Raw genomic sequence first — 19,195 nt, 5'->3', positions numbered from 1 at the left:
CACCCAGCAGGTCGCGGCCGTTTCCTGTTGCCAGTGAAAGCGGATGCGCACCCGGCCCAGCCTGTCGCAATAAATCTCATCGGCGCCGCTGGCCGCGTCCTGGCCATCGGCGCCCACGACGATGGCGCTCTGGCTGCCGCAGGCGGTCGGTTTCGGATGCTGGCGCAATCCGTTTTCACCGAGCACCGGGCGCCACGGCGTGGCGGCGGGAATCGCTTCCAGATGATTGGCATAGCCGCTGGCCACCGCTTGGGCGATCACCTGCTCGAAGTGTTCGATGTGGCGCGGTCCGAGGTTCAGCGTGCCCAGGCTTTCCTGCAGCAGTTCCGGAATCGGGCCGAACAGTTCAGCCAAACCTTGCCTGGCCGGCGCCGGCAAGTTGTTGACGCCCACGCTGCAGACGCGCAGCACCGTATAAGCCGGGGCCGGCGCATCGCCGCCCGCCCCCTGCAGCGGCCCCTGTGTCAGCCTGAACCGCGTACCGGCGCGCAAGGTGCGCACCGTCGAGCGCGCAACGCAGCGTTCGCTGCGCGCTTCGAGCGCCTGCATCCGCAACAGCGCGTAGCGGCTGGCCTGGGCAGCGTCGGCATAGTAATACTGGCCAGGCGTATCGTAGCTTTCCAGCAATGGCGCATGCTGGCCGCCCACCGCCGTCCGGGTCGGCACGCCGGCCGCGACCGCCTGCTTGGCCTTGTAGTCATAACTGAGCACGGTCGCCAGCGCCGTGTTCAGCGAACGCGCCGTGCTGAACGCCTGCAGCGTATCGCCCTGCTCGCCGGCGCGCGCGCCATGAAAGCGGATGCCGCCGCCGGCCGCGCTGGAAGCATCTTCCGGCACCGCGCTGTCGGCGCTGCTGTCGGCAAACAGCACCAGGCAATGGCCGCCTTCCTGCTCCTCGAAGCGCCATGCGAGTCCTTCCTCGGTCAGCAGGCGGCCGACGAAATCGAGGTCCGATTCGCGGTACTGGCAGCAATAGCTGCGCACCGCGGCGCCATCCATGAACGGACGCGTGTCATCGCTCCAGCGCCACCTCGCCGCGGGAGCATAGGACTGGAATACGGACTCGACGATCTCGATCACGCTCTTGTCTTGCCAGACTCTGCTGTTACGCACCTGGCCCAGCCGCCACAGCCACGGTGTCAGGCGCAGCCGGTAACGCGCCAGGCCGCCGAAGCTGCCCAGCATGGCCGCCTCGCTGACATGGCCGCTGAAGCTGGCGCGGCTGCCATCAAACAGGCTCACTTGCAGCGTGGCCAGCTTGCCCAGCATGGGCGCCAGCGCCAGCTGGGCGCTGGTCGACAGCACGATGACATCGCGCGCGCCGGGCGTCTGCAATTGCTCGTCACCGGCGAACGCTTCCACCAGCAAGGGGCCCGCATCCTGTGCGCCGTCGCCTTCCAGCGTGATCTCGTACAAGCGCGTGATACTCGAGAACGCTCCCAACGCGGCATCCACCTGCTCCAGCTGCGCTGCGCTCATCGCGCGCCTTTCGCAGCAGCCCTGGCCGCCTTGCATAACGGCTTGTCGGTGCGGCCGGCGCAGGTCCTCTGCCGGCAGCTATCGGCGGCCGCCGGTTTCAATTTGCTGCATTGCTGTAACTGGACTTGCAGGCTGGACGGCGCTTTTTTGGGCGGCGTGCCAGCCTGGGCATGCGATACGAGCGCGGCCAGAAGCGCCAGGTCGTTTTCCTGTTCCGGCGTGACGGCGGGCTTGGCCGGAGCAGCGGGCTTGAGCGGTTTGGCTGGCGGTTTTTTCTGCGGCGCGCGCGCCGGCTTGGACGCGCTCTTCTGCGGGCTTTCCAGCGCCTTGCTCAGCACATCCTTGGGGCCGGGCACGGACGCCGGCGCTGGGACTGGCAAGTCGGCGCCCAGCATTTCGCTCAAGCTCTGCCGTGGCAGCGCCTGCTGTTCCTCCTCGCGGATGCTGGCAGCGGCGGTGACGGGCGCGGCGGCCACGGCCGGTGTTTCCGGCGCTGGTGCCGTACTGCTCGACACGGGTTCGGCCACCGCCGCCGCCTCGTGTTGCCCCAGCCAGGCGCCGGTGGCCAGCAGCAACAAAGCGCCGGCCAGCATGCCGCCCCAGACCTGCCACCGGCTGGCGCGCCTGCCTTCATGCGGCATGGGCGCAGGCCGCCTGCCACCTTCGAGATGGTTGAGGATACGGCTGCGGTCGGCCTCGGCCTGTTGCGCGGGCGTCAATAAGCTGGGCCGTGTCGATGGCCGTGGGCTGTCGTCATTGCTTTGCAAAATCTTAACTCCTGTCAATATTTGCAATACCTTACGACAATAAAAAAAAGCGTGACGCATGTTAGGAAATCAACAGTGCGCACCCGGCGCACAATTGAAACTAAGCGTCCGTAATTAGCAAGTTAGTAAGATATACTCACAGGCAATATTAGCGCAAACGCTGGCGCAGCCGCAGTCAACTGCCCATGCATGGCGCCTTTCTCGAGCGGGGTGGACGTGTTTCTACTGGCGGTGGCACTCTATTTTTTACTGGCATGCCTGATCAGCTGGCTCGTGCTGTTTCCATCGGGCCGCGAACTGCTGCTGCGGGCGCTGGCGACGGCTGAACAAGGCATCGGCGCACGGCTCGATCGGCTTGCCCGGCGCAGGAATGCAGGCCTGGACACGCTGCGCCGTGGTGGCGCCAGCACCTTGCTCGGCAGCGCGGCGTTCGTGCGCCGCCATTACCTGCTGTTCCTGGGCGGTGCGGCGGTGATGTGTCTGCCACCGGCAATCGCCTTGCTGGCAGGCAGCAAGAGTGTCTTGGGCGGCTACGAAGTGTCGACGCGCGAAATGAATACGCAAGTATCGGCCCTGCTGCAAGGCGAACAGCTGGTGCCGCCGGTGGATCTGCCGCCGCTGGTGTTCGCCACCGAGGAAGTACAGCAAGTGCGGCCGATGCTGGTATCGGCCAGCCGCAACTGGACGCTGCTCAATACCGAGTACGCACAAAGGCTGCTGCTGGTGTTCAAGATCATGAAGGAAAAACATGGCTACGACATGGCCATCCTGGAAGGTTACCGCAGTCCGGAACGGCAAAACATGCTGGCCGGCATGGGCAGCAATGTCACCAATGCGGCCGCGTTCCAGAGCTGGCATCAGTATGGCCTGGCGGCCGATTGCGCCTTTTTGCGCAACGGCAAGCTGGTGATCTCGGAAAAAGATCCCTGGGCCATGCGCGGCTATCAGCTGTATGGCGAAGTGGCCGAATCGGTCGGCATGACCTGGGGCGGCCGCTGGAAAATGATGGATTTCGGCCACACGGAACTGCGCGTGCCTGGTGTGATGAAAAAACAACGATGACTTAAGGAGCACATATGGCTGGTCCTGTAATCAGATTGGGTGACAAGACATCGCATGGCGGCAGCGTGCTGGAAGCCTCGGCGGTGACGGACAGCGGCGGCATCGGCATCGCGCGCGTGGGCGACAAGGTTTCGTGCCCGCGGCCTGGCCATGGCACCTGCCCCATCGTCAGCGGCGACGCCAGCTGGATCGTCGATGGCAAGCCGGTGGCCCGCCAGGGCGACAAGACCAGCTGTGGCGCGGTGCTGATCGCCAGCCAGCAAGCCACCACGGATCAGCTATGACGTCCGGCCGCCACTGCAAGGGAGCGCGCTGATGCGCGCGTGGCTGCGGCGCAGCCTGCTGATATTGGCCGTGTTCGCCTTGTGCTGGGGCGGCGCGATCTGGTACTGGCGCACCAGCACGCGCATGCCGTCGACGGGCGACCTGGCCGGCAGCATGCTGGCGTTGCCGCTGGCGCTGCTCATCAGCTGGTGGCTGGGCAAGAAACTGCTGGCCAGGCTGACGGCGCCGGCGGCGGCATCTCCCGCGCTGGCTGACGCCGCCGGGGCCGACGCCGGGGCGCCCGGCAATGAACCTGCGCCGCGCGCGCCGCTGCACCTGGCCGCCGCCGCGCTGCGCATGCCGGGCGGCGCCTCGGCGCCGGAACTGGCGGCCGCGCTGCAAGACAAGCAGCAGCGCCCCGAACTCGACCCGGAACTGACCGACGCGCAAGGCTATCCGGTGATGAGCGCCCGCGTGGCCGACGTCGATGAACATGAGCAGAAGGCACTGCTGGACGACTGGCTGCGGACCCGTCCGGCCGATACGGCGCACGGTGCAACAGCGCATTTCGATGCCGAACACTTGCGCGCACTGGCGCTGGGCGCCGGCGTATTGACCGAACTGATGCAGGAAGCGGCGATGCACACGGAACTCGACGACTACAAGGCGGCGCAACCGCGATCGCGCGCCGCGCTGGCGCTGCCGACCCTGCAACTGCATCTGCTGTTGCCACCCGATTGGGAGCAGCCGCAGCGCGACACAGGCGCCGCCTGGCTGCAGGCACAGGCGGAACAGCAAGGCTGGCCTGCCGACAAGCTCGGCGTGCACTTGGCCGGCGACAGCGGGCCGCTGGCGCTGATCGAACAGCTGGCCGCGCAGGCTGCCTTGCAAGAGTTGCCTTGCCTGGCCATCGTGCTGGCCTGCGGTTCGCATATCGGCGAGCTAACCGTGCATGACTGGACCTCGCGCGGCCTGCTGTTCAATGCGGGCCAGCCGGGCGGGCAAATTCCCGGCGAAGGCGCGGCAGGCCTCTTGCTGGCCGACGCGGCCCAGGCGGCGGCGCTGCAGGTGGACACGCCGGTACTGCTGCACCATACCAGCATGGCCGTACGTGGCCAGTCGGCGGACAGCCGCGGCCACGGCGATGCCACCTTGCTGACCGAGCTGGGCGGCAAGGCGATGTCGGCGGCGTCTGTCGCCCCGGCCGCGATTACGCGGCTATACGCCGATGCCGACCAGCGCTCGAGCCGCATGATCGAACTGATGAACAATGCCGGCACGCTGCTGCCCGATATCGATCTCAGCAACGACGTACTGAGCGTGGCGGCGGCCTGCGGCCAAAGTGGCCAGGTGGCCACCTTGGCGGCGCTGGTGCTGGCGCGGCACGAGGCGGCCGACAATGCCAGCCAGGTGCTATGCCTGAGCAACCTCGACGCTTTCCGCCGGGCCGCCGTGGTGGTGGGGGCGCCTACCCTTGCCCCTGAAGCCCTCGCAGCGACATGACCCCTCCCTCCACCATGCCTATCAACCTCTCGCCCCTCATACTATGATGCAACGATTCTGGCATTCCATTACTACCCGTTTCAGCCTGTTCGCCATCGGCTTCGTGGCGCTGGCCGCACTGCTGGCCAGTTGCGCCATCATCTTCGAATGGCCGCTGGTATGGATCGTGCCGCCGCTGGCGCTGGTCCTGCTGATCGCCAGCGCGGTATGGTGGCTGCAGCGCAGGCGCCGCCAGCGCGATGCCGCACGGTTCGGCGGCATGCTGGAACAGCAGACGGCTGGCGCGGCGCCCAAGGCGGGCCCTACCCAGCGCGAGGAAACCGAAACCATCCGCAAGCGCATGCTCGAAGCGATCGGTACCATCAAGACGTCCAAGCTGGGCCAGCTGTCAGGTGACGCGGCCCTGTATGAGCTGCCCTGGTATATGGTCATCGGCAACCCGGCGGCCGGCAAGAGCACGGCGATCGCCAATTCCGGCCTGCAGTTTCCTTTTGCCGACAGCAAGATCGTGCAAGGCATCGGCGGCACCCGCAATTGCGACTGGTTCTTCACCACCGATGGAATCCTGCTCGACACGGCGGGCCGCTATTCCGTCAACGACGAAGACCGCGCCGAATGGTTCGGCTTCCTGGCGCTATTGAAAAAACACCGCAAGCGCGCGCCGATCAACGGCATCATCATCGCCGTCAGCATTGCCGAACTGACTGGCAGCCGGCCCGAATTCGCCATCAATCTGGCCAAGAACCTGCGCCAGCGGGTGCAGGAACTGACGGAAAAGCTGGAAGTGCACGCGCCCGTCTACGTGGTGTTCACCAAGGCCGACCTGATTACCGGTTTCAACGAATTCTTCCAGGACACGGAACGGGGCGAACGCGACCGGGTATGGGGCGCCACCCTGCCCTACAGCCAGACCAGTTCCAAACAGGACGTGCTGGAGCAGTTCGACCAGCGTTTCGACGAACTGTATGACGGCCTGAAAGAGCTGAGCCTGGCCAGCATGGCGCTGCAGCAGCAGGAACGCATGCCGCCGGGCGTGTTCACCTTCCCGCTCGAGTTCAGCGCGATCAAGGGTTCGCTGCGCGCCTTCATCGCCACCCTGTTCGAGGAAAACCCGTTCCAGTTCAAGCCCGTCATGCGCGGCTTCTATTTCACCAGCGCGTTGCAGGAAGGCATGTCGGTATCGGCCTCGTCGGAACGCGTGGCGCAGCGCTTCGATTTGAAATTGCAGCCGCAGCAACAGAACGCGGTGCAGGACCAGCACGGCTATTTCCTGCTCAATCTGTTCCGCAAGGTGATCTTCGCCGACAGGGAGCTGGTCGCCCAGTACGCCAGTCCAGCCAAGACCCGCCTGCGCTACGCCACTTTCTTTGCCGCCACCGCGCTGGTGGGCCTGGCGCTGGCCGGCTGGAGCTGGTCCTACATGGCCAACCGCCAGCTGGTGGCCAACGTGCAGGCTGACCTGGACCAGGCGATCAAGGTGCAGGACAAGCGGCTCGACCTGCAATCGCGTTTCGAAGCGCTGGAAATCATGCAGGACCGGATCGAACAGCTCGATGCCTACCGCAACAGCCGGCCCATCTCGCTGGGCCTGGGCCTGTATCAGGGGGAACTGCTGGAACGCAAACTGCGCGAAGAATATTTCTCGGGTGTGCGTGAAGTGATGCTGACCCCGGTCGCGCAATCGCTGGAAGCCTTCCTGGCCGAGGTCAATGCCGGCGCCAGCCGCTTGCAGCCGATGGCCAGCACGCCGCAGTCGGGCGCGGTGTCGGCCGGCGCGGCCGCTACCCTGCCCGCGCCAGCCGGCACCCTGGCCGCACCGGTGGCCGCCACGCCGACGCCAGCCCTGGCCAGCGCCCCTGCCGCCGCACCGCCAGCCACGGCGGCCGCCGTCAACCTCGGCGCACAGCAGTTCAAGGACGCCTCGCCGGCCAATGTGGAAGACGCCTACAACGCCCTGAAAACCTATCTGATGCTGAGCGACAAGTCGCGCGCCGAAGCGAGCCACCTGAATGACCAGCTGACCCGTTTCTGGCGGGTCTGGCTCGACAGCAACCGCGGCAGCATGCCGCGCGAACAGATGATACGCAGCGCCGAACGCATGATTTCGTTCTACCTCACCCAGATCAACGACCCTTCCTGGCCGCAGGTCGACAGCAAGCTGGCGCTGGTCGACCAGTCGCGCGACAGCCTGCGCCGCGTGGTGCGGGGCATGCCGGCCCGCGAGCGCGTCTACGCCGACGTCAAGGCGCGCGCCGCCACGCGCTTCGCCTCGATGACGGTGGCGCGCATTGTCGGCGAGCAGGACAAGGAACTGGTGCTGGGCAGCTACGCCATTCCCGGCACGTTTACGCGCGACGCCTGGGAACAATTCATCCAGCAAGCCTTCCAGGAAGCGGCCAACCGCGAACTACAAAGCGCCGACTGGGTGCTGAAAACGGCGTCGAAGGACGATCTGACCCTCGAAGGCAGCCCGGAGCAGATCCAGAAAGCGCTGGTCGAACTGTATAAAACGGACTACGCCAAGGAATGGCAGAAATTCATCCAGGGCGTCAGCATCCGCGAGTTGAACGGCTTCGACAACGCGGCGGCGGCCATGAACCGGCTCGGCGATCCGCAAACCTCGCCGATCAACAAGCTGATCGAAACGGTGTACAAGGAAACCTCGTGGGACAACCCCTCGCTGCTGGGCCAGGGCTTGCAGCGGGCCCAGCGCGGCATGATGGGCTGGTTCAAGGAAACCATCCTGCGCCAGAAACCGTCCGGCATCAACGTTAACATCGGCAGCGGCGCGCCCGCCGCCGGCGCCTTGCCGATGGGGCCGGTGGGCCGCGAGTTTTCCGGTGTGGCCCGCCTGGTGGTGACCAAGGACAAGGACGCTTCGCTGATGCGCGGCTACATGGATGCGCTGTCGAAGCTGCGCGCCCGCTTCAACCAGATCAAGAACCAGGGCGATACGGGCCCCGGCGCCAAACAGTTCATGCAGCAGACGCTGGACGGCACCGGTTCGGAACTGGCCGATGCGCTCAAATACGTGGATGAACAGATGCTGACCGGCATGACCGATGCGCAAAAGCAGGCCATCCGGCCGCTGCTGGTACGCCCGCTGATGCAGACGTTCGCCGTCATCATCAAGCCGACCGAGACGGAAATCAACAAGGTCTGGCTGGCGCAGGTGCTCGAACCGTTCCAGAAAACCCTGGCGCCCAAGTATCCGTTTGCGCCCGCTTCGGGTAGCGAGGCCAGCAATGCCGACATCGGCCAGGTGTTCGGGCCGGAAGGCAGCATCGCCAAGTTCTTCAATACCACCATCGGCCCGCTGGTGGTGCGCCGTGGCGATTCGCTCAGCGCCAAGACCTGGGCCAACATGGGCATCGGCCTGGCACCGTCCGTGGTGGCCAGCTTCCCCGGCTGGATCGCTCCACTCAGCGCCAACGGCGTGGCCACGGCGGCCGGCGCCGGCGAAGCGCAGACCCGTTTCGACCTGCAGGCGCTGGCCGCCACCGGCGCCACCGAGTACACGATCGAGATCGACGGCCAGGCGCTGCGCTGGCGCGGCCAGCCGCAGCCGTGGATCCATATGGTCTGGCCGAATCCGCAAGGTACGCCCGGCGCGCGCATCAGCGCCATCACGCCGGAAGGCCGCACGGTCGTGTTGCTCAACGAGCCTGGCCATTTCGGCCTGAAGAAAATGATCGATTCTGCCAAGCGCAAGCGCAAGGATGGCGGCGTATTCGAACTGAGCTGGGAAAACAGCGGCGTGAGCGTGGCGGCCAACCTGAAGATCGTCGCCACTCCGGCGCCGGTTGCGGCACCGGCCACCGCCTCGGGCGCCGCGGGCTTCCGCGGCCTGAAGCTGCCGGAAATCGTGGCCCAGAGCGTTCCGGCCGTCAACACTCCCGCGCCGGCAGGCGCCACCGCGGCCAATGCCGCCGTCGCGCCATGAACCGCACCACCGCCACCCCGATCGGCTATTTCGGCAAGCTGCCCAGCCGCGGCGACTTCGTCAAGGCCAGCGACAACCCGGCCCTGCTGAAGATCCTCGACGACTGGCTGGCGCAGGCGATGGACCTGCTCAGCGCCGACGCGCGCTGGAAGCTGACCTACGATGCGCTGCCGCCCATGCATTTCGCCTTTATCGGCCCGCGCCGTGGACGCGCCATCGCCGGCCATATCGCCGCCAGCAGCGATGCCTCGTCGCGCCGTTTTCCCTTTCTGATGATGAGCACCATGGAAGTGGACCAGCCGGCCGCGTTTGTCGCCAACAGTCCGCTGGTGCTGTCGCGCCTGTGGAACCGTTTCGAGGCGCTCAGCAACGACATGCGCGGCCCCGATGCGGGCAACGCGCTGCACGCGGCCAGCCATGCCAGCATCGACCTCGACCTGCGCGCCGCCGCCTATGAAGCCACCTTCAACGACTTCCTCGACATGCAGACCGTGGGCGAACTCGACGCGCTGCTGGCGCCCACCGGTTTCACGGGCACGGTGCGGCAGGTGCTGCTGGCGCTGGGCCTGCTGCTGCAGCCGGTGATGGCCAGCAGTTCCAGCCGGCTGGAGAAAAGCCTCGAATTGCCGCTGCCGGCCGACCCTCTGTACCGCAACATGGTGGCGGCGTTCTGGATGCACCTGATCACGCCGTTCCTGGCGCGTGCCGACTTCGAGCTGGCGCTGTTCATCACCCGGCTGCGCGGCCGCCAGACGCTGGTGCTGGGATTTTCCGGCGCGTCGGCGCAAACCCTGCATGTGCTGATGAACCCGCAAGCGGCGCTCGATCACCATATCGCGTTCGACGACCTGGACTGGGTCGAGGAACAGGTCGGCAGCGACTATGCGATCAAGAAAGTGTCGACCTATCTGGCGCAAGCCAATCTCTCGCTCAAATCGGCGCACGATTCCTTGCGCGCCGCCTTTATCGGAACCTGACCATGCGCCTATCCCGTATCGTTCTCTTCCTCGGCATGGCGCTGGCCGCCATGTCCGCTTCGGCGCAAGCGCCCACAGCGATACCCACGGCCGCCACGCCGCAGCCAGGCCAGGTGCTGGCCGCCGGTACCGTGCCCGACGAAGCGAGCAAGGCCGCCGTGCTGGTGCGCCTGCGCGAGCTGTACGGCGCCGACAAGGTGGTCGACCAGATCGCCGTCGGCCAGGTGGTGCTGCCCGCCAACTGGAACGCGTATGTGCAAAAGCTGCTGTCGCCCAACCTCAAGCAGATCAGCCGCGGCCAGCTGAAAATCGACGGCAGCGTCGTCAGCGTGCGCGGCGAAGTGGCGAACGAGGCGCAGCGGCAGAAAATCGCCAGCGATATCGCCACCAGCCTCAACCCCACCTACACCGTCAACAATGGCCTGCGCGTGTCGGCCAGCGAGCAAGGCGTGCTCGACACAACCCTGGCCAACCGCACGATCGAGTTTGAAAGCGGCAAGGCCACCTTGACGCCGTCGGGCCGCGCCATCCTCGATGAAATGGCGGCAGCCATGCAAAAGCTGGCCGGCCGCAAGGTCGAGATCATCGGCCATACCGACAACCAGGGCTTGCGCGCCAGTAACCAGAGCCTGAGCCAGGCGCGGGCCGAGGCCGTCAAATTCTACCTGGCATCGAAAGGCATCCACGGCGACCTGCTGACGGCATCGGGCCAGGGCTCCGACCGGCCGATCGCCAGCAACGACACGGCGGACGGGCGCGCCCGCAACCGGCGCATTGAATTTCGCATGGCGCAATAACCATCCATCAGAGGACCACATGTTTTCAGCCGAACAGTTATTACTTCCGATCAGCAATGAACAACCGGCAGGCGTGGACCTGGCGTTTTCGCCCGAACTCGACGCGATCACGTTGGCGCGCAAGTTCGACGACCCCACGCTCGACCAGGGCGAATGGGTTGCCGACCTGAAGGAGGCCGACTGGGACTTCGTCGTGCGCAGTTGCGCCGGCCTGCTTGCCGGCAGCAGCAAGGATCTGCGCCTGGCCGTCTGGCTGACGGAAGCGGGCACCAAGCGCCACCACCTGCGCGGCATGGCCGAAGGCTTGCTGGTGCTGGCGGGGCTGTGCGAAAAATTCTGGGACCGGGGCCTGTTTCCCGAAGCCGAGGACGGTGATCAGGAGCAGCGCATCGGCAACCTGAGCTGGATACTCTCGCGCATCCCGGCGCTGCTGCGCGAAGTGCCCATCACGGGCGGCCCGGGCGGCGCTTTTTCCACCATCGATTTCGAGACCGCGCGACGCCAGGCCGCCCCGGGGGATTCCGCCAGGCAGCATGAGGGCGTCAAGCTGTCCGACATGGAAGCGGCGCGGCGCAACAACTCGGCCGCCTTTTGCGCCAGTTTCGCCGTCGACGCGCAAGATTGCCTGGAAGCGCTGCGCAAGCTTGAAAGAGTCGTCGACGCCCGCCTGGGCAACGACAGCCCGGCCTTTTCCACGGCACGCGAAGCCGTCGAAGCGATGCTGCGCGTAATGCCCTCCAGTGCCGGCGTGGCGCCCGCCGTGCCCGCCGCTGCGGCCGGTGGCGGTGTGGCCATGGCAGAAAGCGCGATGGCGCCGGCCGTGACCGCGATCCCGGCCGGCCCGCCAGGCGCTATCACCACGCGTGCACAGGCGATCGAGCAACTACGCGCCGTGGCGCAGTTTTTCCGCCGCAGTGAACCGCACAGCCCCGTCTCCTATTTTGCCGACAAGGCCGCCAATGCGGCCGACCAGGATTTGCACAGCTGGCTGCGTTCGGTGGTCAAGGATGCCGGTTCGCTGGCGCATATTGAAGAGCTGCTGGGCGTGCAACCGCCCGGCAATGGCTAATATCCATGCCTCTGGCGGCGTGTCTGCCGCCGCCAGAGGCGGCTGTACCTGACTCCTTCATTTCGTTTTTTCCCGGTCTTGCTCGAGCCAGCGCTTTTTCAGCTGCTCCAGCAACTCGGCCTCTGCATTCGCGTACTTCAAAATGACTTTTTTTTCTGCCTCATAATAAAGCCGGGCTTCCTGGCTGGCTTGCTGCATGGCATTTTTCGCGGTTTTGACTGCGTGGTTCAATTTCTTTTCCGCCTCCACCCCGGCATCGTGCACGTCGTGACCGGCGCGGGTGGCGCCATCGACGATCATCCGGCTCGTTTCCCTGTACGTTTCCACCGCCTGCCGTTCCAGCCGCTTTTCGGCCTCGGACACCGCCCGCGCGGTGGCAGCGATCTTTCTGCGCGCCACCTGGTAGGTGCTGACGGTGTAACCATACAGCTTCTGGAAGTAGGTCACGGCCGCATCGCCCGCTGCCTTGACGGCCTTCAGCGATTCATTGGCGATATTCGACATGTTCGAATAATCATCGCTTTGCACGAAAACGTGGCGGAAGCGGCCATAGCCGCCGGTCAGCCATACCGGCTCGTGCTTGCCCAGGATGCGAAAGCCGGCGCGCGAATCGTGCACATAATCCTCAAACAGCGTGACGCAGCCAGCCGGCGGCTGCGCGCCTTCCGTCATGATTTTCAAAAACCGCTCTTCCCAGTCGCTTAACGGGTCTTTTCCGTCTTCGACAAACAGCATGCCGGCCGGGCTGACGCGATTCAAGACACTCTTGGCACGTTCATTGAGCCACCCCGCCACGGTTGCGTTGGCCTTCTTTCGTTCGCGCCAGGAGCGCAGATATACCCCCAGATCGGAATCGGCCTCCAGCAAGTCTTTCTGGCCCGGCTGGTCCGACTCCTTGAAAAAGCGCCTGGTCTTCAACTGCGCTTTTCCCTGCGCGTGCAACATGCCGCGCCAGCGCAGATATTGTTTTGTATGCGCCTCGGTAAAGGTCTTCACGTCGGCGCCCTTGATGCCGTTATGCGTCAGCCAGTTGTTGTAGGAGGCGATCAGTCTTGGGTCGGTGGCAAAGGATGCCAGCATCGCCTCGCGCTTTACCACTTTCATCTCATTCAAGGTGCGTAAGGGAACACCAGCTTTCAGGGCGGCAAAATGCATGTCGATCAACGGTATCTGCGACAAGTGAGGTGAGGGCCCCCAGGCCGGCATGGATCTGCCCTGCTCGCCTGGGTAGTATCCTCCCCCCACGTCGGAGTGCATGCCCGGGTAGCCGACATTGCCCCGTCCGGTCGCCGATTCCAGCGGAAAGCTGGCGCGCTGTTCATGCAAGGCGATGAAATGCGTGCACTCTTCTACTACAGGGTGGATGCTCTGTGTTCCATTTCCCCAAGCCATATGCCCGAAGGTGACCGGCGTTACGTCACCGACGCCAACGGCGGCAACGGTATCGAAAATTCCCAGGAAGCCTATGCGTATGGGTACGCCTGCCAACTCAAATGCGCCAGTTTCCCGTTCGAATACCTGATGCAGCCAGTGCGCACTGGCGCGCGCTTCGGCTGCGCCACGGGAAAAACCGAAGATGGAAACATTGATTTGTTTGAGCTTGCGCTGATGAGTTCTGACAACACGCGCCAGTTTTTCTTCAAGCGACGTCAGCATTGTCCAACGCTGCACGCCTTCCAACCCAAGCAGCATTTGTGCACTCATCAAATTGACCAACAGCCTTTGCTCGCCCGGATCGAGCAAAGGAAAACCTGTCAAATAACGGTGCACTGAATTAAGTAAGGAGGTTATCCCCCAATTAATACGATCGGCACCCATGTAACCGAAGCCGCCACCCGCATTATCGGTCAGAGCCTCGACGGTATCGCCAATTTCATTGAACGGCGTGCCGACACCAGGCATATATGAACGAAAGAATCCATTTTTTTGTTCATCAAGATGTGCATCCCAAAGCCTGGCAACATTGCTATGCTTGTTTCTCTCCCGCTGAGTCAGATTCTTGGGATTTGCTATCGGGTCTTTCTGTTTCCAATCATGATTATTCCCGCTCCCATCATAAAACAAGCCTATATAAATCTGCCCCTGGCATTCTGTTTTATGAGGCGACCTGACGCAAGCCATCGCCTTTGCACGCTGTAACGATTCTTTGGGAGTAAGGCTGCGTCGCCCATCGAGAGGAGCTTTTCTTCCTGTATAAATAATAGACATTTTTACAAAACTCCTGAATTATTTTATAATTTCTATTCCCATATTATTTCTAGTGGAACGCCAGGCTCCAGTTCTGCTTCCTTACCAGAAAGCGGATATTTTCGATGTCCCAACGAGTATTTTGTTACAAAAACCTTATAGCTTCCATCATGAAGAAAATGCACGACAAACATGCTAGCATCGGCACGAGAATACTGCGGCACCGACACCATTTTTTCAACGCGAATAGCCTTCCCATTTTTTACCGTATTCATGACTATCGATGCCTTCATGTCCGGTTTCCAAACTGATGGTATAGAAAGACAACAAGTTTGACCGCCCCCTCCTTCTCCGGGGTCGAGGTAGCCAGCCTCTGCTGACGAGCCATCTTGAAGTGTCACAATATAGCTTCCGACTCCATGTTCGGTATGGTTATACGCAGTAAGACTTACACTGATTTTCATTGATTCCTTGCTACAGGCCACATTTGAAAACAATAGAAAAACACATAAGAATAGGCAAGCAAATCGCTTTCCCAATAAATTCATCATAGTCTTCCCTGAATTGAAAATAGATTATTATAAAGAAAAGTCACGTAAAAAATTTTACTCCCATATTATTTCCAGTGGAATGCCCGGCGCCAGTTCCGCCTCCTTGCCACCAAGTGGATACTTTCGATGCCCTAGCAAATATTTTGTTACAAATACCTTATAACTCCCATCATGAAGAAAATGAACGACAAACCTGCCAGCATCGGAAGGATTGTAACGAGGTATAGAAACTGTTTTCTCCACTCTGATCGGCTTACCATTTTTTAATATATGCATGGCAATAGTCGCATTCATGCCGGGTTTCCAAGTCGCTGGTATCGAGAGACAACAAGTTTTCCCGCCGCCTCCTTCCCCTGGCGCCAAATAACCGGCCTCGGCTGAAGAGTCATCATCAAGTGTCACGATATAGCTTCCAACACCATTTTCGGTATGGTTATACGCAGTCAGATTCACGAGAATCTTCATTGGTTCCTTGCTACAAGCAATATTTGAAAATAATAGAAAATTACATAAAAAAACGCAAGCAAATCTCTTTCCCAATAAATTCATTATAGTTTTCCATGAATTGAAAATAAAATATAATAGAAAACATTTAAATAAAAAAAATTTACTCCCATATTATTTCCAGCGGCACTCCCGGCTCCAGTTCCGCTTCCTTACCAGAAAGTGGATATTTTCGATGTCCCAACGAGTATTTAGTTACAAAAACCTTCAAGCTTCCATCGTGAAGAAAATGAACGACAAACCTGCCAGCATCGGACGAATTGTAACGAGGTACGGAGACTATCTTCTCCACTCGAATCGGCTTACCATTCTTTAATATATGCATAGATATCGTCGCTTTCATGCCAGGGTTCCATACCGAAGGAATTGAAAGGCAGCAAGTTTCCCCTCCCCCCCCTTCGCCAGGAGCCAAGTAGCCAGCCTCTACTGAAGTTCCATCTGTCAGTGTCACAATATAACTTCCGACGCCGTTCTCAGTATGGTTATATGCCGTCAAACTCACGCCAGTTTTCATTGATTCCTTGCCACAAGAAATATTTGAAAATAATAGAAAAATACATAAAAAAACACAACCCAATTTCTTTCCAAATAAATTAATCATGACCTTTCAGACATTAAAAATAAATTATCGCACAGAAAATTCACATCAGAAATATTACTCCCATATTATTTCGAGCGGTTCACCAGGCCGCAATTCAGCCTCTTTTCCAGAAAGCGGATACTTTCGATGCCCAAGCAAGTATTTTGTTACAAATACCTTATAACTTCCATCATGAAGAAAATGAACAAAAAACATGCTGGCGTCGGTGCGAGAATACTGCGGCACCAACACTGTTTTTTCTACACGGATAGCCTTCCCATTTTTTACCGTATCCATGACTATGGTTGCCTTCATACCCGGCTTCCATATTGACGGTATTGAAAGGCAGCAAGTTTGCCCGCCGCCGCCTTGTCCTGGGTCGAGGTAGCCAGCCTGTGCTGACGAGCCATCTTCAAGTGTCACGATATAGCTTCCAACACCATGTTCGGTATGGTTATATGCAGTCAGACTCACAACGGTTTTCATTGAATCTTTATTACAAGCCACAGTTGAAAATAAAATAAAGATAGAAAAAATGGCACAACTTAATCGTTTTTCAAATGGACTCATATAAGTTATTTCGAATAAAGAAACAAAAACAAATCCAATCGACTGCATTCACAAAAACCTACTTCCATATTATTTCAAGCGGCACCCCAGGTTGCAATTCAGCGTCTTTTCCAGAGAGTGGATATTTCTGATGCCCAAGTGAATATTTAGTTACGAATACTTTATATCGTCCATCATGCAGGAAATGAACGACAAATCTCCCAGCGTCAGAGGCCACATAGGGCGGTACCGGCACCACTTTCTCCACTCTGATATCTTTTCCATCTTTTATAGTATTCATAATAACAGTGACTTCCATCCCTTTCTTCCATACAGTTGGGATCGAAAGGCAACAAGTTTTACCTCCCCCACCTTGACCTGGAGCAAGAAATCCCGCCTCAGTCCAGGAACCGTCCGCCAGTTTTACAATATAGCTGCCAACGCCATGTTCGGTATGATTGTAGGCGGTGAGATTCACGCTAATTTTCATGTCTTCCTTGCCACATGCCGTATTTGAAAATGCAATGAAAATACATAAAAATACATTGATTAAATTTCTTGGAAATAGTCTTTTTATCATCTGAGTTCCTGAAATTCATTGACCAAATACATCCAGAGATTGAAATGAAAATTACATCAACTTTAGATGTAACTTATCCCTTTGGCGCATACGCCTCCCACAGCGGCGGCCCCGCTTCCCAAACGGATTTCGGCAACGCTTGCAACGCGTCGTAAAAGGCGTCCAGCGATGCGGGTGGATTTTTCATGAATTCAACAAACAATGGCTGTTCCATTGCCTTGCCAGAGGTGTACAGCGCCAGCAAGACATATTGCGTTTGCCGGTCGAGGTCATCGATCCCGGCATCGAGCGCGCGCTGCTGGTATTTCGCGACAAAGGCGTTCAGGACGCGCGGCAGCGTGTCATTGGTTTCATCGGTGATCACGCGCCGCAAATGGCTGACCAGGTTGGCGGTGTCGGCCGGTTTCAGCTTGGCGTGCTTGACGGCGCTTGACGCCTGCGGCGCGGCTTTTACCGCTGTCTGCGCCGCGACGTTGCCGCTGGCAAACACCAAAGCCAGACTCAGGCACAGTGCAAGCGCCGGGAGCCGGTCAAGCTTCAAGTTGAATGCCCCACAAGGGCGGACCGGCTTCCCATACGTCGTCGGACAAGGCTTGCATGGCTTCATAGAAACTTTCGATAGAGGTGGGTGGGTCTTGCATGAGGGCGATGAAATCGGGGTGTTCGATGCCGGCGCCGGAGGTGTACAGGGCCAGCAGCAGGTATTGCGTCTGGCGGTCCAGGTCGTCGATGCCGGCGGCCAGGGCGCGCTGCTGGTAGCGGGCAACGAATTCGTACAGCAGCCGGGGCGGGGTATCGTTGGTTTCGTCCGTGATCACCCGCCGTAAATGACTGATCAGCGTATCGGCGTCACCGGCATCGACCAGCATGCCGTATTGCGCATCGTCCAGGTGGATGAGCGGCGAGCCCATCAGCGCAACGTCCGGCGCAGCACCGGCGGTGTCGACATCGAGCAGGACGGCAACGTCGCCAAAACGGTTGATGTACTGCAAACTCAACAGTCCCGCCACAAATTGCTCGCGCTGTAGCGGCTCCAGACAGGCCAGCCAGACGGGCAGGATGCGCGTGTCGTACCAGCGCAGCATCATCTGCTGCTCGTCGCTCAGGCCGACGGCATGAAACTGGCGCAAATGCCGCGCCAGTTCGGGCAAGGGCCATGGACTTTCCATCCAGCTCAGGCAAGGCGCGCCATAACCGAGTTTTTCGGCCCAGTCGCAGACTTTCTCCAGCATGGCAGGCGCAAGGCCGGACAGCGATATCAGCAGCGGCGCGATCTCGGGCAGGCTTGCTTCATGGGTTTCCTCGAACAGCGAGGCATACGGCACTTTCCAGCGCTGCAGCGTCAGGTGGCTGTTTTCGGCCTGCGCACTGTCGAGCAGCAAATAAGGCAGGCGTTGCCGCCCAAGACTGGCCCGGACCCAGCCGTGCAATGCCGAAACGCTGCCGGGCGTCACCGCAGTACTCCCGCTGCGCCCTGTTGCATGGCGCTCAAAATGCAGCTTTTACACGTGCTCGATGGCAGCGGCGGCATCACATACGGCGCGCGCGTGGGGCCGATAAAACTCTTCTTGCCTGCAAACACGGTGATCTTGCCCGGACACTGGATCGTGATGTTGCCGCCTTCGATCGTGATGTTGGCACCGCCCGCCGTCGACAAACGGATGCTTTTCAGCGCTGCCCAGTCGACATGCGCGTTGGCGCTGATGACGTTGACCTCGTCGCGCGCCTGGAGCCGCAAGGTATCGCCTTGCGCCTGCACGTCGATGGTGCCCTGGGCGGCGATCAGCTGCACCCCGGCATCACCCTCCCCGGCCTTCATCGCGCCGCCCAGCATGCCGATGGCCTGGCCCGTGTGCAAACGCCACTGGCCACCGCTGCTCCATTGCGTGTCCTGCCCGCTCATCAGGATGACGCTCTCGCCATTGGCCAGCTGCAGGTCTTGGCCGGCGATCAGGCCCAGGTCAGCCTTGGCGGCAATGGCGATCAGCGAGTCCTTGGTGTGCGGCAGTTGTTCATGCATGCCCGCCACGCTGGCCTGCATGGCTTTCAGGGGCGCCGCCTGCTCGTCGAGTTCGCTGGCATTGGGGGCGCTGGCGCCGACATGGCTGGCGTAGGCCACCGTTTGATGCGTTTGTGCGGCCTGGCTGAAGGTGTCGCCCAGCAGTACAGCCTGCTTCAACAATGCCATGCCACCGGCATTGTCGCCGGCCGGCTCGCGTTGCGCGGCCTCGTGCCTGAGCACATAGCTGCTCACCAGCAAGCCCGCCTTGGACCGCACCGCGCCATACGCATCGGTGCGCAGCTCGGCGCCCGCGCCGCGCAGGCTGCCCCGGTAATTGTCGGCCCCATGGATCAGGTGGCCAAGAGTGAGTTCGCTGGCCGC

18 protein-coding genes are annotated in these 19,195 nt (G+C 60.8%); 7 read left to right on the top strand and 11 right to left on the bottom strand.

Annotated elements, in window-relative coordinates; all coding sequences use genetic code 11:
• Together KO538_RS28640 and KO538_RS28635 are read right to left on the bottom strand one after the other, a co-directional pair.
• Positions 1-1,479 (bottom strand): type VI secretion system Vgr family protein (locus KO538_RS28640; RefSeq protein ID WP_219330396.1); only part of this gene is annotated, 1,479 nt, incomplete at its 3' end.
• Positions 1,476-2,246, bottom strand: coding sequence for a hypothetical protein (locus KO538_RS28635; RefSeq protein WP_219330395.1), 771 nt, complete (start codon positions 2,244-2,246; stop codon positions 1,476-1,478). The genes KO538_RS28640 and KO538_RS28635, both read right to left, overlap by 4 nt.
• A gap of 189 nt (positions 2,247-2,435) precedes the next feature.
• Here KO538_RS28635 and KO538_RS28630 point away from each other — a divergent pair, with 189 nt between their 5' ends.
• Genes KO538_RS28630 through tssA form a run of 7 tightly spaced genes read left to right on the top strand, consistent with a single transcriptional unit; the run spans position 2,436 to position 11,861 of the window.
• On the top strand, positions 2,436-3,308 hold the full coding sequence (locus KO538_RS28630; protein WP_219330394.1) for a M15 family metallopeptidase: 873 nt from the start codon (positions 2,436-2,438) through the stop codon (positions 3,306-3,308).
• Between the two features lie 14 nt (positions 3,309-3,322).
• Positions 3,323-3,592 (top strand): PAAR domain-containing protein, encoded by a 270-nt coding sequence (locus KO538_RS28625; RefSeq protein ID WP_034754859.1) that lies wholly within the window; start codon positions 3,323-3,325, stop codon positions 3,590-3,592.
• Between the two features lie 31 nt (positions 3,593-3,623).
• A complete protein-coding gene (locus KO538_RS28620; protein ID WP_219330393.1) occupies positions 3,624-5,075 on the top strand; it encodes a hypothetical protein in 1,452 nt (483 codons plus the stop codon).
• A 46-nt stretch (positions 5,076-5,121) separates the two neighbouring features.
• The gene (tssM, locus tag KO538_RS28615) at positions 5,122-9,018 is read left to right on the top strand and encodes a type VI secretion system membrane subunit TssM (RefSeq protein WP_219330397.1); all 3,897 of its coding nucleotides are present in this window, start codon (positions 5,122-5,124) and stop codon (positions 9,016-9,018) included.
• Positions 9,015-9,995 (top strand): type VI secretion system-associated protein TagF, encoded by a 981-nt coding sequence (gene tagF / locus KO538_RS28610; RefSeq protein ID WP_034754871.1) that lies wholly within the window; start codon positions 9,015-9,017, stop codon positions 9,993-9,995. Before tssM ends, tagF begins: the two co-directional genes overlap by 4 nt.
• Before the next feature lie 2 nt (positions 9,996-9,997).
• Entirely contained in the window at positions 9,998-10,792 is a 795-nt protein-coding gene (locus tag KO538_RS28605) for an OmpA family protein (protein WP_072453885.1), read from the top strand.
• A 19-nt stretch (positions 10,793-10,811) separates the two neighbouring features.
• Positions 10,812-11,861, top strand: coding sequence for a type VI secretion system protein TssA (gene tssA / locus KO538_RS28600; RefSeq protein ID WP_072453886.1), 1,050 nt, complete (start codon positions 10,812-10,814; stop codon positions 11,859-11,861).
• Positions 11,862-11,918: 57 nt separating this feature from the next.
• On the opposite strand, the gene KO538_RS28595 is transcribed toward tssA, so the two are convergent.
• From KO538_RS28595 to KO538_RS28555, 9 genes are all read right to left on the bottom strand, one after another.
• Positions 11,919-14,069, bottom strand: a complete 2,151-nt coding sequence (locus KO538_RS28595) for a phospholipase effector Tle1 domain-containing protein (protein ID WP_081368070.1) — start codon at positions 14,067-14,069, stop codon at positions 11,919-11,921.
• Positions 14,070-14,101: 32 nt separating this feature from the next.
• Positions 14,102-14,599, bottom strand: a complete 498-nt coding sequence (locus tag KO538_RS28590; RefSeq protein ID WP_080698682.1) for a DUF3304 domain-containing protein — start codon at positions 14,597-14,599, stop codon at positions 14,102-14,104.
• Positions 14,600-14,653: 54 nt separating this feature from the next.
• Positions 14,654-15,148: a DUF3304 domain-containing protein gene (locus tag KO538_RS28585; protein WP_080698683.1), complete on the bottom strand. Its 495-nt coding sequence runs from the start codon at positions 15,146-15,148 to the stop codon at positions 14,654-14,656.
• A gap of 58 nt (positions 15,149-15,206) precedes the next feature.
• A complete protein-coding gene (locus tag KO538_RS28580; RefSeq protein ID WP_072453889.1) occupies positions 15,207-15,704 on the bottom strand; it encodes a DUF3304 domain-containing protein in 498 nt (165 codons plus the stop codon).
• Between the two features lie 54 nt (positions 15,705-15,758).
• The gene (locus KO538_RS28575) at positions 15,759-16,301 is read right to left on the bottom strand and encodes a DUF3304 domain-containing protein (RefSeq protein WP_080698685.1); all 543 of its coding nucleotides are present in this window, start codon (positions 16,299-16,301) and stop codon (positions 15,759-15,761) included.
• A gap of 10 nt (positions 16,302-16,311) precedes the next feature.
• Positions 16,312-16,812 (bottom strand): DUF3304 domain-containing protein, encoded by a 501-nt coding sequence (locus KO538_RS28570; RefSeq protein WP_219330392.1) that lies wholly within the window; start codon positions 16,810-16,812, stop codon positions 16,312-16,314.
• A gap of 73 nt (positions 16,813-16,885) precedes the next feature.
• On the bottom strand, positions 16,886-17,419 hold the full coding sequence (locus KO538_RS28565) for a hypothetical protein (RefSeq protein WP_219330391.1): 534 nt from the start codon (positions 17,417-17,419) through the stop codon (positions 16,886-16,888).
• Positions 17,343-18,266: a DUF4123 domain-containing protein gene (locus KO538_RS28560; RefSeq protein ID WP_219330390.1), complete on the bottom strand. Its 924-nt coding sequence runs from the start codon at positions 18,264-18,266 to the stop codon at positions 17,343-17,345. Before KO538_RS28560 ends, KO538_RS28565 begins: the two co-directional genes overlap by 77 nt.
• On the bottom strand, positions 18,263-19,195 hold a 933-nt coding region (locus KO538_RS28555), incomplete at its 5' end, for a DUF2345 domain-containing protein (RefSeq protein WP_219330389.1). The genes KO538_RS28560 and KO538_RS28555, both read right to left, overlap by 4 nt.

Origin of the sequence: Janthinobacterium sp. NKUCC08_JDC (genome assembly GCF_019345575.1) — a bacterium.
Taxonomy (GTDB): Bacteria; Pseudomonadota; Gammaproteobacteria; order Burkholderiales; family Burkholderiaceae_D; genus Janthinobacterium; species Janthinobacterium aestuarii.
Note: the sequence above shows the minus strand (reverse complement) of the source record. Positions and strands in the feature narration are given on the sequence as shown.

Bases quoted from the DNA above. Each gene is read 5' to 3' on its own strand.
- KO538_RS28630 (WP_219330394.1), top strand. From the start codon at position 2,436: ATGGCGCCTTTCTCGAGCGGGGTGGACGTGTTTCTACTGGCGGTGGCA.
- KO538_RS28625 (WP_034754859.1), top strand. From the start codon at position 3,323: ATGGCTGGTCCTGTAATCAGATTGGGTGACAAGACATCGCATGGCGGC.
- KO538_RS28620 (WP_219330393.1), top strand. From the start codon at position 3,624: ATGCGCGCGTGGCTGCGGCGCAGCCTGCTGATATTGGCCGTGTTCGCC.
- tssM (WP_219330397.1), top strand. From the start codon at position 5,122: ATGCAACGATTCTGGCATTCCATTACTACCCGTTTCAGCCTGTTCGCC.
- tagF (WP_034754871.1), top strand. From the start codon at position 9,015: ATGAACCGCACCACCGCCACCCCGATCGGCTATTTCGGCAAGCTGCCC.
- KO538_RS28605 (WP_072453885.1), top strand. From the start codon at position 9,998: ATGCGCCTATCCCGTATCGTTCTCTTCCTCGGCATGGCGCTGGCCGCC.
- tssA (WP_072453886.1), top strand. From the start codon at position 10,812: ATGTTTTCAGCCGAACAGTTATTACTTCCGATCAGCAATGAACAACCG.
- KO538_RS28595 (WP_081368070.1), bottom strand. From the start codon at position 14,069: ATGTCTATTATTTATACAGGAAGAAAAGCTCCTCTCGATGGGCGACGC.
- KO538_RS28590 (WP_080698682.1), bottom strand. From the start codon at position 14,599: ATGATGAATTTATTGGGAAAGCGATTTGCTTGCCTATTCTTATGTGTT.
- KO538_RS28585 (WP_080698683.1), bottom strand. From the start codon at position 15,148: ATGAATTTATTGGGAAAGAGATTTGCTTGCGTTTTTTTATGTAATTTT.
- KO538_RS28580 (WP_072453889.1), bottom strand. From the start codon at position 15,704: ATGATTAATTTATTTGGAAAGAAATTGGGTTGTGTTTTTTTATGTATT.
- KO538_RS28575 (WP_080698685.1), bottom strand. From the start codon at position 16,301: ATGCAGTCGATTGGATTTGTTTTTGTTTCTTTATTCGAAATAACTTAT.
- KO538_RS28570 (WP_219330392.1), bottom strand. From the start codon at position 16,812: ATGATAAAAAGACTATTTCCAAGAAATTTAATCAATGTATTTTTATGT.
- KO538_RS28565 (WP_219330391.1), bottom strand. From the start codon at position 17,419: ATGAAGCCATGCAAGCCTTGTCCGACGACGTATGGGAAGCCGGTCCGC.